This is a genomic window from Magnetospirillum sp. SS-4 (genome assembly GCF_902729425.1).
In the GTDB taxonomy this organism is placed as follows: domain Bacteria; phylum Pseudomonadota; class Alphaproteobacteria; order Rhodospirillales; family Magnetospirillaceae; genus Phaeospirillum.
In genome coordinates this window covers 118,237-131,790 of the sequence record NZ_CACVCH010000001.1, presented here as the reverse complement: position 1 = coordinate 131,790, position 13,554 = coordinate 118,237, and the positions used below count along the sequence as shown (strand labels likewise).

At 66.1% G+C, this 13,554-nt stretch carries 15 protein-coding genes and 1 tRNA gene; 14 read left to right on the top strand and 2 right to left on the bottom strand.

Annotated elements, in window-relative coordinates:
- The first annotated feature begins 76 nt into the window (after window positions 1-76).
- Together MTBSS4_RS00625 and MTBSS4_RS00620 are read left to right on the top strand one after the other, a co-directional pair.
- Complete coding sequence (locus MTBSS4_RS00625) at window positions 77-736, top strand: HAD-IA family hydrolase (RefSeq protein ID WP_173981447.1); 660 nt, start codon at window positions 77-79, stop codon at window positions 734-736.
- Complete coding sequence (locus MTBSS4_RS00620) at window positions 733-1,326, top strand: uracil-DNA glycosylase family protein (protein WP_173981446.1); 594 nt, start codon at window positions 733-735, stop codon at window positions 1,324-1,326. The genes MTBSS4_RS00625 and MTBSS4_RS00620 overlap by 4 nt, the downstream gene beginning before the upstream one ends.
- Here the strand turns inward: MTBSS4_RS00620 and MTBSS4_RS00615 are convergent.
- Entirely contained in the window at window positions 1,313-2,626 is a 1,314-nt protein-coding gene (locus MTBSS4_RS00615; RefSeq protein WP_254432316.1) for a methyl-accepting chemotaxis protein, read from the bottom strand. The genes MTBSS4_RS00620 and MTBSS4_RS00615 overlap by 14 nt on opposite strands.
- Window positions 2,601-3,125, bottom strand: coding sequence for a PAS domain-containing protein (locus MTBSS4_RS00610; RefSeq protein WP_173981445.1), 525 nt, complete (start codon window positions 3,123-3,125; stop codon window positions 2,601-2,603). The genes MTBSS4_RS00615 and MTBSS4_RS00610 overlap by 26 nt, the downstream gene beginning before the upstream one ends.
- Window positions 3,126-3,404: 279 nt before the next feature.
- Here MTBSS4_RS00610 and MTBSS4_RS00605 point away from each other — a divergent pair, with 279 nt between their 5' ends.
- The 12 genes from MTBSS4_RS00605 (at window position 3,405) to nuoI (ending at window position 13,545) form a co-directional block, all read left to right on the top strand.
- Window positions 3,405-4,298 (top strand): 23S rRNA (adenine(2030)-N(6))-methyltransferase RlmJ, encoded by an 894-nt coding sequence (locus MTBSS4_RS00605; protein WP_254432315.1) that lies wholly within the window; start codon window positions 3,405-3,407, stop codon window positions 4,296-4,298.
- A 117-nt stretch (window positions 4,299-4,415) separates the two neighbouring features.
- The gene (locus MTBSS4_RS00600) at window positions 4,416-4,817 is read left to right on the top strand and encodes a hypothetical protein (protein WP_254432314.1); all 402 of its coding nucleotides are present in this window, start codon (window positions 4,416-4,418) and stop codon (window positions 4,815-4,817) included.
- A gap of 200 nt (window positions 4,818-5,017) precedes the next feature.
- A tRNA-Asp gene (locus MTBSS4_RS00595) sits at window positions 5,018-5,094 on the top strand.
- A 229-nt stretch (window positions 5,095-5,323) separates the two neighbouring features.
- Window positions 5,324-5,689, top strand: coding sequence for an NADH-quinone oxidoreductase subunit A (locus tag MTBSS4_RS00590; protein ID WP_173981443.1), 366 nt, complete (start codon window positions 5,324-5,326; stop codon window positions 5,687-5,689).
- A complete protein-coding gene (locus tag MTBSS4_RS00585) occupies window positions 5,680-6,246 on the top strand; it encodes an NADH-quinone oxidoreductase subunit B family protein (protein WP_173981442.1) in 567 nt (188 codons plus the stop codon). The genes MTBSS4_RS00590 and MTBSS4_RS00585 overlap by 10 nt, the downstream gene beginning before the upstream one ends.
- 25 nt (window positions 6,247-6,271) lie before the next feature.
- Window positions 6,272-6,871, top strand: coding sequence for an NADH-quinone oxidoreductase subunit C (locus MTBSS4_RS00580; protein ID WP_173981441.1), 600 nt, complete (start codon window positions 6,272-6,274; stop codon window positions 6,869-6,871).
- A 1-nt stretch (window position 6,872) separates the two neighbouring features.
- On the top strand, window positions 6,873-8,051 hold the full coding sequence (locus MTBSS4_RS00575) for an NADH-quinone oxidoreductase subunit D (protein WP_173981440.1): 1,179 nt from the start codon (window positions 6,873-6,875) through the stop codon (window positions 8,049-8,051).
- Window positions 8,048-8,656 (top strand): NADH-quinone oxidoreductase subunit NuoE, encoded by a 609-nt coding sequence (gene nuoE / locus MTBSS4_RS00570; protein ID WP_173981439.1) that lies wholly within the window; start codon window positions 8,048-8,050, stop codon window positions 8,654-8,656. Before MTBSS4_RS00575 ends, nuoE begins: the two co-directional genes overlap by 4 nt.
- The gene (gene nuoF, locus MTBSS4_RS00565) at window positions 8,656-9,939 is read left to right on the top strand and encodes an NADH-quinone oxidoreductase subunit NuoF (protein WP_173981438.1); all 1,284 of its coding nucleotides are present in this window, start codon (window positions 8,656-8,658) and stop codon (window positions 9,937-9,939) included. Before nuoE ends, nuoF begins: the two co-directional genes overlap by 1 nt.
- A 19-nt stretch (window positions 9,940-9,958) precedes the next feature.
- Entirely contained in the window at window positions 9,959-12,031 is a 2,073-nt protein-coding gene (gene nuoG, locus MTBSS4_RS00560) for an NADH-quinone oxidoreductase subunit NuoG (RefSeq protein ID WP_173981437.1), read from the top strand.
- On the top strand, window positions 12,024-13,043 hold the full coding sequence (nuoH, locus tag MTBSS4_RS00555) for an NADH-quinone oxidoreductase subunit NuoH (protein ID WP_173981436.1): 1,020 nt from the start codon (window positions 12,024-12,026) through the stop codon (window positions 13,041-13,043). Before nuoG ends, nuoH begins: the two co-directional genes overlap by 8 nt.
- 13 nt (window positions 13,044-13,056) lie before the next feature.
- Entirely contained in the window at window positions 13,057-13,545 is a 489-nt protein-coding gene (nuoI, locus tag MTBSS4_RS00550) for an NADH-quinone oxidoreductase subunit NuoI (RefSeq protein WP_173981435.1), read from the top strand.
- The last annotated feature ends 9 nt before the right edge of the window (window positions 13,546-13,554 follow it).

Here is a 13,554-nt window from a genome sequence, read left to right as displayed (position 1 = left end):
GGTATAATATCCCTTCGTCGGGAACGGCCTGGCCCTTTACCCGCCGTTGTTTCCTTCCGTCCGCCGTGGTGTGGTCATGACCCTCAAAGCGCTGATCTTCGATGTGGACGGAACGCTGGCGGAAACCGAGGAGGCGCACCGCAACGCCTTCATGCGGGCTTTCGCCCAGGCGGGGCTCAACTGGAACTGGCCTCCCAAGCTGTATCGCAAGCTGCTCAAGGTGTCGGGCGGGCGCGAACGCATCCTCGCCTTCGACCCCGACGCTTCGCCGGAACTGGTGGCGGCGCTGCACCGGCGCAAGACCGAGATTTATACCGGCATGGTAGCCTCGGGCCGGGTGATGCTGAGGCCCGGAATCGAACGGCTGATCGCCGAGGCCCGCGAGGCGGGGATCAGGCTGGCCATCGCCTCGACCACCAGCCGGGCCAACGTCGTCGCCCTGCTCGGACACCGCAGCGAGTGGTTCGAGGTGATCGCCTGCGGCGAGGACGCCGCCCGCAAGAAGCCCGATCCCCAGGTCTACCATCTGGTCCTGAACAAGATGGGATTGCCGGGCGAGGACTGCCTGGCCCTGGAGGATTCCGCCAATGGCGTCCGCGCCGCCCGCGCCGCCGGCATCGACGTGGTGGTCAGCGAGAGTCTCTATACCGCCGGCGACGATTTCAGCGGCGCCCTGGCGGTGTTTCCCGATCTGGCCAAGGTCGACCTGGAACGGCTGCGGCATCTGCACCGGTGAACGGCGAGACCCTGGACCAACTGGTCGGACGCATTCGCGCCTGCCGCCTGTGCGCCGATCATTTGCCGCTGGGGCCACGCCCGGTGCTGCGGGTATCGGAGCCGGCGCGGCTGCTGATCGTCGGCCAGGCCCCCGGAACCAGGGTTCACGAGACCGGCCTACCCTGGAACGACCGTTCGGGGGATCGTCTGCGCCATTGGCTGGGGATGGGGCGCGAGACGTTCTACGACCAGGGGCGGGTGGCCATCCTGCCCACCGGCCTGTGCTATCCCGGCCGCGACCCCAGGGGCGGAGACAGGCCGCCGCGTCCGGAATGCGCACCGCTGTGGCATCCGCCGGTCCTCGCCCGCCTGCCCCATGTCCGCCTGACCCTGCTGGTGGGGGGGTATGCCCAGGCCCATGTGCTGGGCGGGCGTCGCCGGTCCAGCCTGACCGAGACCGTCGCCGCGTGGCGGGACTACTTGCCCGACCATCTGGTCTTGCCGCATCCATCGTGGCGGACCACCGGCTGGCAGGCCCGCCACCCCTGGTTCGAGGCCGACCTGCTGCCGGAGGCCCGCCGGCTGGTGGCCGAGGCTATCCTCGCTTGATGCCGGAACAGACCCGCGCGACGAAGGCGTCGATGTCGTCGTTCATGCCGACGCTGCGCTGGGCGAGGTCGCCGGCGGCGATCAGCACCTGATCCGCCGCCTCGGTGGCGGTGCCGGCGGTGGAGGCCACCTCGCCGATGGTGCCGGCGACGGTCTGGACGTCGGCGGCGACCGAACGGATGGCCCGGCTCATCTCGGCGACGGCGGCGCTCTGCTGCTCGGTGGCGGCGGCGATGCCGGTGGCGTTCTCGTTGATGTCCCTGATCTTGCCGCCGATGTTGCGCACCGCGTCCACCGCCTGCTGGGTGGCCATGCGCATGCTGTCGATCTGGTTGGAGATGTCCTCGGTGGCGCGCGCGGTCTGGTTGGCCAGGGTCTTGACCTCGTTGGCGACCACGGCGAAGCCCTTGCCGGCCTCGCCGGCGCGGGCGGCCTCGATGGTGGCGTTGAGGGCGAGAAGGTTGGTCTGGCTGGCGATCTCGGTGATCAGGCTGACCACCTCGCCGATCTTCTGGGCCGCCTGGTTGAGGCCGTTGATGGCCTCGTCGGTCTGGACGGTGACCCGCACCGTTTCCTGTGCCATCGAGGCCGAGGCCTGGATGCGCTGGGCGACCTCGCGGATGCCCGACGACACCTGTTCTGCGGCGGCGGCGACGGTCTCCACATGGATCGAGGCGTCCTCGGCGGCGCCGGCGACCCGGTTGGAGGTGTCGCTGGTCTGGCTGGCGATCTCCGACATCTGCCGGGCGGTGGCCTCCAGCTCGGTGGCGGTGGCGGCCACCACCTGGGTGACGTGCTTGATGTTGTCGCCGACTCCGGTGGCCTCGGTGGTGAAGGCGTTGGAGCGCGCCTCCATCTCGGTCAGGGCCTTGTTGATCAGGCGGGCGTGATCGGCGAACTCGCCCACCATGCCCTCGGTCAGGATATGGCGAAAATAACGTCCCTCCGAGGTCATGGCCATGGCGGCGTCGGCCTCCTTGGTGAAGACCTCGGTGAGGTCGAGCACCCGGTTGACCGAGCGGTCCAGCTGTCCCAGGACCCCGCCCTCGGTGATGCCGATGACGCGGACGTCGAGGCGGCCCGAGGCGGCCTCGCCCAGCACGGAGCAGGCCCGGTAGATCGATGTGCGGGCGCGGCTGACCAGCAGAACGGTTCCCAGGGCGGCGAGGGTGGCCAGGGCCATGGCGCTGGCATCCAGGGTGGCGCCGCGGGTCAGCGCGATCACCGCGCCGATGGCGCACAGGGCGGCGGCGACCCCGGCGGCAAACCGGGCCTTAGAGAGAGAAGACGAATTCATCATAGGGTACCCCTGCGTTCTGCAACGTCGCGACCACGGCCTGGAAGGCGGCCTCCATCCCTTTCTTGCGGTCGTCGTGGCCCTGTTCGATGGCCAGCAACTGCTTGTAGAGACCCTCGGCCTTCTCGATCGCCTCGCGGCGGGGAGACCGGCGGTTGGAATGATAGCTGACGATGTTGCCCGCCTTGTCGAAGGTGGGGGTGACGTGGGCCAGGACCCAGTAATGATCGCCGTTCTTCGCCCGGTTCTTGACGTAGGCGAAGATTTCCTTGCCGGTCTCGATGGTGTCCCACAGCAGCTTGAAGACGCAGCGCGGCATGTCGGGGTGGCGGATGATGCTGTGCGGCTGGTTCAGGATTTCAGCCTCGGAGTATCCCGCCATACGCAGGAAGACTTCGTTGGCATAGATGATCCGACCCTTGGTGTCGGTCTTGCTGACGATGATCTCGTCAATGCCAAAGGAACGTTCAACCCCTGTAAGATAAATGTCACTCTTGGCCATGTCTCTTCCCCACAAGAGAGCATACGTGATAACCACCAGAATCTCTTCTGTCGCCCGCCAATAGCTATATCATATTTGCACAAATTCCAGGCGTGACGATATCACTCATATTATGATGAAATGTGTTAATAATAAATGTTTGGTAGTGATGAAGGGCAGGCCGCCAAGTAACATTGAGTCGGAGGGTGACAAAGGTCATAGATTCTATGATTAATTATAATCATTAAAATTCATAGTTTCCTTGGCCGAACGGGCTTTCCCCCCACCGGGTTCCCGCCTATGGTTCGGCCGAAGTCCAGGAGACGCGCCGCCGCCATGAATTACCGCCACGCCTACCATGCCGGCAATTTCGCCGATGTGATGAAGCATTCCATCCTGGCCCAGGTGGTCGAGGCGCTGAAGCGCAAGGATACGCCGTTCTTCGCCCTGGACACCCATGCCGGCATCGGCGCCTACGACCTGATGGCGGAGGCGGCCGGCAAGACCGGCGAGTATCTGGACGGCATCGCCAAGGTGATGGACCGGCCCGATCCCCCCGCCGGAATGGAGGCGTATCTGCGGGTGATCCGGGCCTGGAACACGGACGGCACGCCGCGCCGCTACCCCGGCTCGCCCGAATTGCTCCGGGCGCTGATGCGTCCCGCCGACCGTCTGGCCCTGGTGGAACTGCACCCCGAGGACGTCTGTCTGCTGCGCAGCCGTTTCGCCGGCGACCGCCGGGTGGGGGTGCATCACCTGGATGGCCACGCGGCGGCCAAGGGGCTGTTGCCGCCGGCCGAGCGGCGGGGACTGGTGCTGATCGATCCGCCGTTCGAGGTCCGGGACGAGTTCGACCGGTTGCGGCTGACGCTCCGCCGTATCCGCCGGCTGTGGCCGGGCGGCATCATCCTGGCGTGGTATCCCATCAAGGGGCGTGAACCGGTTCGGCGCTTTCACGACGCCATCCGCGAGGAAGGGGGCAGCCGGACCCTGGCGGTCGAATTGCTGATCCGGCCCGACGATGATCCGTTCCGGCTGAATGGCAGCGGCCTGGTGGTGGTCAATCCGCCATGGCGGCTGGAGGACGCGCTGGACGAGAGTCTGGAGTGGCTGGCGCGGGTCGTCGCTCCGGGAAGCGGCCGTCACCACCTGGAGTGGTTGATCGAGGAGCGTTCCGCTTCCTCCTTGGTATAGCCCTACGGCAACCACCCTAACTCGCCGGCCATGCGGCCCTATCCGTTTCCCCCTATCCCCGTTGTGGAGATTCTCGGGCAAATTCGAAACATTCCAGCGTGATCGATGGGGGATGTCATGATCGCCATTTGGGACAATCGGCTGTCGAGCGGCAATTCCATCATCGATGCCGAGCATCGCCTGGTTCTGGACCTGCTGAACGAGCTTGATGTCGCCTTCGCGGTGGGGGCTCCCGACGAGGTGGTGGAAAGGGCGCTGGACGCCCTGGTCCGCGGCATCGGCCGCCACTTCGCCCGCGACGGCCAGTCGCCGTCGGGGCGGGTCGCCGAGCACGCCGCCATCGCCGCCTGCGCCCATCGCCTGCTGCACGACTGGCGCGCCGGGACCGCCCGCGCCATCGATCGCCGGACCCTGCTCAACCTGAGCCGCCGCTGGATCGACCACATGGGCCGCCGCGAGACCCGCGTTCCCCAGCCCACCTCCCCGGACGTCACGTTCTCGCCGGCCCTGGCCAGCTAGCGACGCCTTATTCCTTGATTGTCCCCCCGGCGGCCGGGGCGGGGGTGGAACGGGTAGGCCGGCCGGCGGCGGCGTGGCCGCCCGCCGCCGCGGCCGCCGCCAAGCTGGAAAAGCGGAAAAGCTCTGGGGACGCGGGCTTGTTTGCTTGACAGTCCCTGGGGGCTGCATTACACCACGCCTACCCACGCGGGGGGCTGCGAGGGGGTGTAGCTCAGTTGGTTAGAGCGCCGGCCTGTCACGCCGGAGGTCGCGGGTTCGAGCCCCGTCACTCCCGCCATCCCCCATCCTGGTCCGTCTCTCCGGTCATGGGGCGACTGGCCGGATCGTGGTGCGTTTGTGGCAGGAGGGGGCTTCCTGACGGCGTTTGCCAATCGTCGCTATTCCTGTGATCCCGCCCGGGCTGTTCTCTGATTGCGTCTTGCAGTGCCCGGCTGACAGCGGATCGCGCGACGACACGCCGCCGGGGCGTCTTCTCGATCGGAACACCTCTTTGCAGGGCAGGGACGATGGAAGCTTGGCTGCTCGAATATCTGCCGATCCTGATTTTTCTCGGCATCGCCATCGCCATATCGGCGATCTGCGTCGGGGGATCGTGGATCGTGGCGCGCCAGAAGCCGGACACCGAGAAGGCCTCGGCGTATGAATGCGGCTTCGACGCCTTTGGCGACGCCCGCTCCAAGTTCGAGGTGCGGTTCTACCTCGTCGCCATCCTGTTCATCATCTTCGACCTGGAAGTGGCCTTCCTGTTTCCCTGGGCGGTGACGCTGGGCAAGATCGGCCTGTTCGGGTTCTGGTCGATGATGGTGTTCCTGGCGGTGCTGACCATCGGCTTCATCTACGAATGGCGAAAGGGAGCCTTGGAATGGGAGTGAACCCGTCCTCCGGCGGCATCATGACCCCCGACCACGCCGCGCCGCTGCCTCCGGGGCCGGCGCAGGACGCGCTGCTCAAAGCCGTCACCACCGAGATTTCCGACAAGGGCTTCGTGCTGGCCAGCGTCGATTCCGTGGTCAACTGGGCGCGCACCGGCAGCTTGTGGCCGATGACCTTCGGTCTCGCCTGCTGCGCCGTCGAGATGATGCATGCCGGCTGTTCGCGCTATGACATGGACCGCTTCGGCGTCGTGTTCCGCCCCAGCCCGCGCCAGAGCGATCTGATGATCGTGGCCGGCACGCTCACCAACAAGATGGCTCCGGCGCTTCGCCGCGTCTACGACCAGATGGCCGAGCCGCGCTGGGTCATCTCCATGGGGTCGTGCGCCAACGGCGGCGGCTATTATCACTATTCCTATTCGGTGGTGCGCGGCTGCGACCGCATCGTGCCGGTCGACATCTACGTGCCGGGCTGCCCGCCCAGCGCCGAGGCGCTGATGTACGGCATCTTGCAGCTGCAGAAAAAGATCCGCCGCACCGGCTCCATTCTCCGATAGCGCCTGAACGAGGGACGGCCCAAACATGACGCAAGCGCTGAAGGATCTGGGCGAGTACATCGCCCAAGCCCTGCCCCAGGACGTGCTCCGCTTCGAGGTCAATCGCTGCGGCGAGCTGACCCTGGAGGCCAGGGCGGCCTCGATCGTGAAGGTCTCCACCTTCCTCCGTGACGATTCGGGCTGTCTGTTCAAGCAACTGGTGGACGTGTGCGGCGTGGACTGGCCGGGGCGCGAAAGCCGCTTCGACGTGGTCTACCACTTCCTGTCCATGAAGCATAACCAGCGGGTCCGCGTGAAGGTCGCCACCGACGAGGAGACCCCGGTTCCCTCGGTGACGGGCGTGTTCTCGTCCGCCGGCTGGTTCGAGCGCGAGGTGTGGGACATGTACGGCGTGACGTTCTCGGGCCATCCCGATCTGCGCCGCATCCTGACCGATTACGGGTTCGAGGGGCATCCGCTGCGCAAGGATTTCCCGCTGACCGGCTATGTGGAGATGCGCTACGACGACGAAGCCAAGCGGGTGGTCTACGAGCCGGTGAAGCTCACCCAGGACTTCCGCAGCTTCGATTTCCTGTCGCCCTGGGAAGGTCCGGGGTTGCTGCCCGGCGATGAGAAGGCGAGCTGAGATGGCCGAATCGCAGATCCAGAACTACACCATCAATTTCGGTCCGCAGCATCCGGCGGCGCACGGCGTGCTGCGCCTGATCCTGGAAATGTCGGGCGAGATCGTCGACCGCGCCGATCCCCATGTGGGCCTGCTGCATCGCGGCACCGAGAAGCTGATCGAGCACAAGACCTACATGCAGGCGACGCCGTATTTCGACCGGCTCGACTACGTGGGCACCATGAATCAGGAGCACGCCTTCGTCCTGGCGACGGAGAAGCTGCTGGGCATCGACATCCCGATCCGGGCCAAGTACGTCCGCGTGCTCTATGACGAGATCGGCCGCATCCTCAACCATCTGCTCAACGTCACCGCCTTCATTTTCGACGTCGGCGGCATGACCCCGCTGCTCTACGGCTTCGAGGAGCGCGAGAAGCTGATGGAGTTCTACGAGCGGGTCTGCGGCGCCCGCCTGCACGCCAATTACTACCGCATCGGCGGCGTGGCGGCCGACCTGCCGGCCGGCCTGCTGGAGGATATCGCGGCGTGGTGCGAGACCTTTCCCAAGGTGCTCGACGACATCGAGACCATCGCCACCGAGAACCGCATCTTCAAGCAGCGCACGGTGGATATCGGCACGGTGACGGCCGAGCAGGCGCTGGACTGGGGCTTTACCGGCCCCAACCTGCGCGCTTCCGGCATCGCCTGGGATCTGCGCAAGGCCCAGCCCTACGACGTCTACGACCAGATGGACTTCGACATTCCGGTGGGCAAGCACGGCGACGGCTACGACCGTTATCTGGTCCGCGTGCTGGAAATGCGGGAATCGGTCAAGATCATGAAGCAGTGCATCGCCAAGATGCCCGGCGGTCCGGTCAAGGTCGAGGACAACAAGATCAGCCCGCCCAGCCGCGCCGACATGAAGCGCTCGATGGAATCGCTGATCCACCACTTCAAGCTGTTCACCGAGGGCTTCCATGTGCCGGCCGGCGAGGTTTACGGTGCCATCGAGGCCCCCAAGGGCGAATTCGCCGTCTACCTGATCTCGGACGGCACCGGCAAGCCCTACCGCTGCAAGATCCGGCCGCCGGGATACGTCCACCTGCAAGCCCTCGACATGATGTCCAAGGGGCACATGCTGGCCGACGTGGTTTCCAACATCGGCTCCATCGACATCGTTTTCGGCGAGATTGACCGATGAGCGACATGACTCACGAACCCGACAGCTTCGCCTTCACGCCCGAATACCTGGAGAAGGCCAAGGCCTTCATCGCCAAGTATCCCAAGGGCCGCCAGCAGAGCGCGGTGATGCCGCTGCTCGACCTCGCCCAGCGCCAGGACGGCTGGGTCAGCCGCGCCGCCATGGAGGTCATCGCCGACATGCTGGAGATGGCGCCGATCCGGGTGGAGGAGGTGGCGACCTTCTACACCATGTACAACCGGAAGCCGGTGGGGAAGTTCCACGTCCAGGTCTGCACCAACCTGCCTTGCATGCTGCGCGGCTCCGACGACGTGGCGGCGGCGGCCAAGGCGGCGCTGGGGGTCGAATTCGGCGACATGACCAAGGACGGATTGTTCACCCTGTCCGAGGTGGAATGCCTGGGGGCCTGCGTCAACGCGCCGATGATGCAGATCAACGACGACTATTACGAGGACCTGACCGCCGAGACCACCAAGGCGGTGCTGGAAGCCTTCAAGCGCGGCGAGACGCCCAAGCCCGGTCCGCAGAACGGCCGCCAGTTCTCGTGCCCGGCCGGCGGCCCGACCAGCCTGACCGAGCTTTCGTTCCAGGGGGGGAAGGCCTGATGCTGCGCGACTCCGACAGGATTTTCACCAATCTGTACGGCCTCCACGACTGGCGGCTTGCCGGCGCCAGGGCGCGCGGCGACTGGGACGGCACCAAGGAGATTCTGGCCAAGGGCCGCGACTGGATCATCGAGGAGATGAAGAATTCCGGTCTGCGCGGCCGTGGCGGCGCCGGCTTCCCCACCGGCGTCAAGTGGTCGTTCATGCCCAAGACCGAGGGGCCGCGCCCGCATTATCTGGTGATCAACGCCGACGAGGGCGAGCCCGGCACCTGCAAGGACCGCGAGATGATGCGGTTCGACCCCCACAAGCTGATCGAGGGCGCCCTGATCGCCTCGTTCGCCATCGGGGCGCACGCCGCCTACATCTACATTCGCGGTGAGTTCGTGCGGGAAGCCGAACACCTCAATTACGCCATCGACGAGGCCCGCGCCGCCGGACTGCTTGGCCCCAACGCCTGCGGCTCGGGCTGGGATTGCGAGGTCTACGTCCATCGCGGCGCCGGCGCCTATATCTGCGGCGAGGAATCGGCGCTGATCGAAAGCCTGGAAGGCAAGAAGGGCCAGCCCCGCCTGAAGCCGCCGTTCCCGGCCGGCGTCGGCCTCTACGGCTGTCCCACCACCGTCAACAACGTCGAATCCATCGCGGTGGCGCCCACCATCCTCAGGCGCGGCGCCTCGTGGTTCGCCGGCCTCGGCAAGCCCAACAACACCGGCACCAAGGTGTTCTGCATCTCCGGCCACGTCAACACGCCGTGCAACGTCGAAGAAGAGATGGGCATCCCGCTGAAGGACCTGATCGAGAAGCATGCCGGCGGCGTGCGCGGCGGCTGGGACAACCTGCTGGCGATCATTCCCGGCGGCTCCTCGGTGCCGATGCTGAACAAGCAGCAATGCGAGGAAGTCACCATGGACTTCGACGCGCTGCGCGCCATGCGCTCCGGCCTCGGCACCGCCGCCGTCATCGTCATGGACAAGTCCACCGATCTGGTGCGCGGCATCGCCCGGCTGTCCAAGTTCTACTGGCACGAAAGCTGCGGCCAGTGCACGCCGTGTCGCGAGGGCACCGGCTGGATGTATCGCATGATGCAGCGGATGGTCACCGGCAACGCCGAGCTGTCCGAAATCGACCTGCTGGAGGAAATCTCGCGGCAGATCGAGGGCCACACCATCTGCGCCCTGGGCGATGCGGCCGCGTGGCCGGTCCAGGGACTGATCCGCACCTTCCGCCCCGAGCTTGAGCGCCGCATCAAGGAGCGCCAGGCCAAGATCCAAGCGGCCTGATACGAGAGAGAGCACGACAATGCCCAAGCTGACCATCGACGGCAGGGAAATCGAGGTCGAGGCCGGGATGACCATCATCCAGGCGGCCGACCAGCTCGGCATCGAGATTCCGCGTTTCTGCTATCACGAACGCCTCGCCATCGCCGGCAATTGCCGCATGTGCCTGGTGGAAGTGGAAAAGATGCCGAAGCCGGTGGCGTCCTGCGCCATGCCGGTGGGCGAGGGCATGGTGGTCAAGACCAACACTCCCGTCGTGCGCAAGGCGCGCCAGGGCGTGATGGAATTCCTGCTGCTCAACCATCCGCTGGACTGCCCGATCTGCGATCAGGGCGGCGAGTGCGATCTCCAGGATCAGGCCATGGCCTACGGCGCCGACAAGGGCCGCTGCCAGGAAGGCAAGCGCGCCGTGCCGGACAAGGATTACGGCCCGCTGGTCCAGACCATGATGACGCGCTGCATCCAGTGCACCCGCTGCGTCCGCTTCATCTCCGAGATCGCCGGTACCCCGGTGCTGGGCGGCCTGGGCCGGGGCGAGCACCTGGAAATCACCCGCTATGTCGGCGCGGCGGTGTCGTCCGAGCTGTCGGGCAACCTGATCGACCTCTGTCCGGTCGGCGCGCTGACCAACAAGCCGGCCAGCTACACCTATCGTTCCTGGGAGCTGAAGAAGACCGAATCCATCGACGTCATGGACGCCCTTGGCGCCGCCATCCGGGTCGACACCCGCGGCAACGAGGTCATCCGCGTGCTGCCCCGCGTCAACGAGGACGTCAACGAGGAATGGCTGTCGGACCGTTCGCGCTTCGCCGTCGACGGCCTGAAGCGCCAGCGTCTCGACCGCCCCTATGTCAGGAAGGACGGCAAGCTGGCGGCGGTGACCTGGCCCGAGGCGCTGGCCGCCATCGCCGACAGGCTGAAGGGGATGGCCGGATCGAAGATCGCCGCCATCGCCGGCGATCAGGCCGATGCCGAGGCCATGGTGGCCTACAAGGATCTGCTGACCGCGCTGGGTTCGGTGAATCTGGATTGCCGCCAGGACGGCGCGGCGCTCGACGCCTCGGTCCGGGCCTCCTACCTGTTCAACAGCACGGCGGCCGGCATCGAGCAGGCCGATGCCCTGCTGATCATCGGGTCCAATCCCCGCAAGGAGAACCCGGTCCTCAACGCCCGCATCCGCAAGCGTTGGCAGAAGGGCGGCTTCAAGATCGGCCGCATCGGCCACAAGGGTGACCTGACCTACAAGTACGAGCATCTGGGCGAGACCGCCTCGGTGCTGAAGGATATCGCCGACGGCAAGCATCCCTTCTTCGAGGTGCTGAAGGCCGCGTCCAGGCCGGCCCTGATCATCGGCCAGGGGGCGCTGTCGCGCGCCGACGGCGCCGTCCTGCTGGGCCTTGCCCGCAAGCTGGCGGATTCGGCCGGTCTGGTGAAGGACGGCTGGAACGGCTTCAACGTGCTGCACACCGCCGCCGCCCGCGTCGGCGGCCTTGATCTCGGCTTCGTGCCGGGCAAGGGTGGTCGGGACGTGGCCGGAATCCTCGACGGTGCCGCCAAGGGCGACATTTCTGCGGTGTTCCTGCTGGGCGCCGACGAGATCGACATGGCCGGCCTGGGGCAGGCCTTCGTGGTCTACCAGGGCACCCACGGCGATTCCGGGGCACACCGCGCCGACGTGATCCTGCCGGCGGCGGCCTATACCGAGAAGAGCGCCACCTACGTCAACCTGGAGGGCCGCGCCCAGCAGACCCGTCTGGCGGTGTTCCCGCCCGGCGAGGCCAAGGAGGACTGGCGCATCGTCCGCGCCCTGTCCGACGCGCTGGGCAAGCCGCTGGCCTACGACTCGCTGAAGGCGGTGCGCGAACGCCTCGCCAAGGCCAGCCCGGCCTTCGCCGCCATCGGCGAGGTCGCGCCGGCCGCCTGGGGCGCCTTCGGCGCCGAGGGCGCGGTGGGCGACGGCTCGCTGGTGAGCAATATCGACAATTTCTACATGACCGACCCGATCAGCCGCGCCTCCAAGACCATGGCGGAATGCACGGCAGCCTTCGGCGGTGGTTGCAACCACAAGCACAAGAAGACGGGGACCCATGGTTGATGTTCTGGCCGGGCTGCTGCCCCCTCTCGTCTGGCGTCTGATCGTCATCGTCGTTCAGATCGTCGCCATCGTCTTGCCGCTGCTGATCGCCGTGGCCTATCTCACCTATGCCGAGCGCAAGGTGATCGGCGCCATGCAGTTGCGCAAGGGGCCCAACGTGGTCGGCCCGTTCGGCCTGCTGCAACCCATGGCCGACGGCCTCAAGCTGTTCGTCAAGGAAATGGTCCTGCCGACCTCGGCCAGCAAGGCCGTGTTCATCGGCGCGCCGATGCTGACCTTCTTCCTGGCCTTGATCTCGTGGGCGGTGATTCCGTTCGACGCGGGCTGGGTGCTGTCCGACATCAATGTCGGCGTGCTCTATATCTTCGCCATCTCGTCCTTGGGCGTCTATGGCATCATCATGTCGGGCTGGGCGTCGAATTCGAAGTACGCCTTCCTGGGCGGCCTGCGTTCGGCGGCGCAGATGGTGTCCTACGAAGTCTCCATCGGCTTCATCATGATCTCGGTGCTGCTGACGGTGGGGTCGCTGAACCTGTCGGACGTGGTCAAGGCCCAGCAGAACATGTGGTTCATCATTCCGCATCTGCCCATGTTCTTCCTGTTCCTGATCTCCGGGCTGGCCGAGACCAACCGCGCCCCCTTCGACCTGCCCGAGGCTGAGGCCGAACTGGTGGCCGGCTACAACGTCGAATATTCGTCCATGACCTTCGCCCTGTTCTTCCTGGGCGAATACGCCAACATGCTGCTGATGGGCGCGATGACCTCGATCCTGTTCCTCGGCGGCTGGCTGGCGCCGTTCGGGATGACCTTCATTCCCGGAATCGTCTGGTTCATCCTGAAGATCTGCTTCGTGATGTTCATCTTCCTGTGGGTTCGCGCCACCTTCCCGCGCTATCGCTACGATCAGCTGATGCGCCTGGGGTGGAAGGTGTTCCTGCCGTTCTCGCTGTTCTGGCTGGTGCTGACCGCAAGCGTGCTGACCGCCTTCGATCTGCTGCCGAACCAGGGTTGAGGAGAGAGAAACGATGTCGTTCCTTGACCGCACCGCGCGCGCCTTCCTGCTGGCCGAGCTGTTCCAGGGCCTGGCGGTGACGCTGCGCTACTTCTTCAAGCCGCCGGTGACCATCAACTACCCCTATGAAAAGGGGCCGCTGAGCCCCCGCTTCCGCGGCGAGCACGCGCTGCGCCGCTACGCCAACGGGGAAGAACGCTGCATCGCCTGCAAGCTGTGCGAGGCGATCTGCCCGGCCCAGGCGATCACCATCGAACCCGAGCCCCGCGCCGACGGCTCGCGCCGGGCGCGCCGCTATGACCTCGACATGACCAAGTGCATCTATTGCGGCTTCTGCCAGGAAGCCTGCCCGGTGGATGCCATCGTCGAGGGGCCGAATTTCGAGTACGCCACCGAGACCCGCGCCGAGCTGATGTACAACAAGGCCAAACTGCTCGCCAACGGCGACCGCTGGGAGGCCGAGCTGGCCTTCCGCATCGCCGCCGACGCGCCGTACCGCTGATAGGGGACG

What these genes read in the sequence shown, in the direction of transcription:
- MTBSS4_RS00625 (WP_173981447.1), top strand. Translation starts at nt 77, where the DNA reads ATGACCCTCAAAGCGCTGATCTTCGATGTGGACGGAACGCTGGCGGAA.
- nuoE (WP_173981439.1), top strand. Translation starts at nt 8,048, where the DNA reads ATGAGCGACATGACTCACGAACCCGACAGCTTCGCCTTCACGCCCGAA.
- nuoF (WP_173981438.1), top strand. Translation starts at nt 8,656, where the DNA reads ATGCTGCGCGACTCCGACAGGATTTTCACCAATCTGTACGGCCTCCAC.
- MTBSS4_RS00600 (WP_254432314.1), top strand. Translation starts at nt 4,416, where the DNA reads ATGATCGCCATTTGGGACAATCGGCTGTCGAGCGGCAATTCCATCATC.
- nuoI (WP_173981435.1), top strand. Translation starts at nt 13,057, where the DNA reads ATGTCGTTCCTTGACCGCACCGCGCGCGCCTTCCTGCTGGCCGAGCTG.
- MTBSS4_RS00590 (WP_173981443.1), top strand. Translation starts at nt 5,324, where the DNA reads ATGGAAGCTTGGCTGCTCGAATATCTGCCGATCCTGATTTTTCTCGGC.
- MTBSS4_RS00585 (WP_173981442.1), top strand. Translation starts at nt 5,680, where the DNA reads ATGGGAGTGAACCCGTCCTCCGGCGGCATCATGACCCCCGACCACGCC.
- MTBSS4_RS00615 (WP_254432316.1), bottom strand. Translation starts at nt 2,626, where the DNA reads ATGATGAATTCGTCTTCTCTCTCTAAGGCCCGGTTTGCCGCCGGGGTC.
- MTBSS4_RS00580 (WP_173981441.1), top strand. Translation starts at nt 6,272, where the DNA reads ATGACGCAAGCGCTGAAGGATCTGGGCGAGTACATCGCCCAAGCCCTG.
- nuoH (WP_173981436.1), top strand. Translation starts at nt 12,024, where the DNA reads ATGGTTGATGTTCTGGCCGGGCTGCTGCCCCCTCTCGTCTGGCGTCTG.
- MTBSS4_RS00610 (WP_173981445.1), bottom strand. Translation starts at nt 3,125, where the DNA reads ATGGCCAAGAGTGACATTTATCTTACAGGGGTTGAACGTTCCTTTGGC.
- MTBSS4_RS00575 (WP_173981440.1), top strand. Translation starts at nt 6,873, where the DNA reads ATGGCCGAATCGCAGATCCAGAACTACACCATCAATTTCGGTCCGCAG.
- MTBSS4_RS00605 (WP_254432315.1), top strand. Translation starts at nt 3,405, where the DNA reads ATGGTTCGGCCGAAGTCCAGGAGACGCGCCGCCGCCATGAATTACCGC.
- nuoG (WP_173981437.1), top strand. Translation starts at nt 9,959, where the DNA reads ATGCCCAAGCTGACCATCGACGGCAGGGAAATCGAGGTCGAGGCCGGG.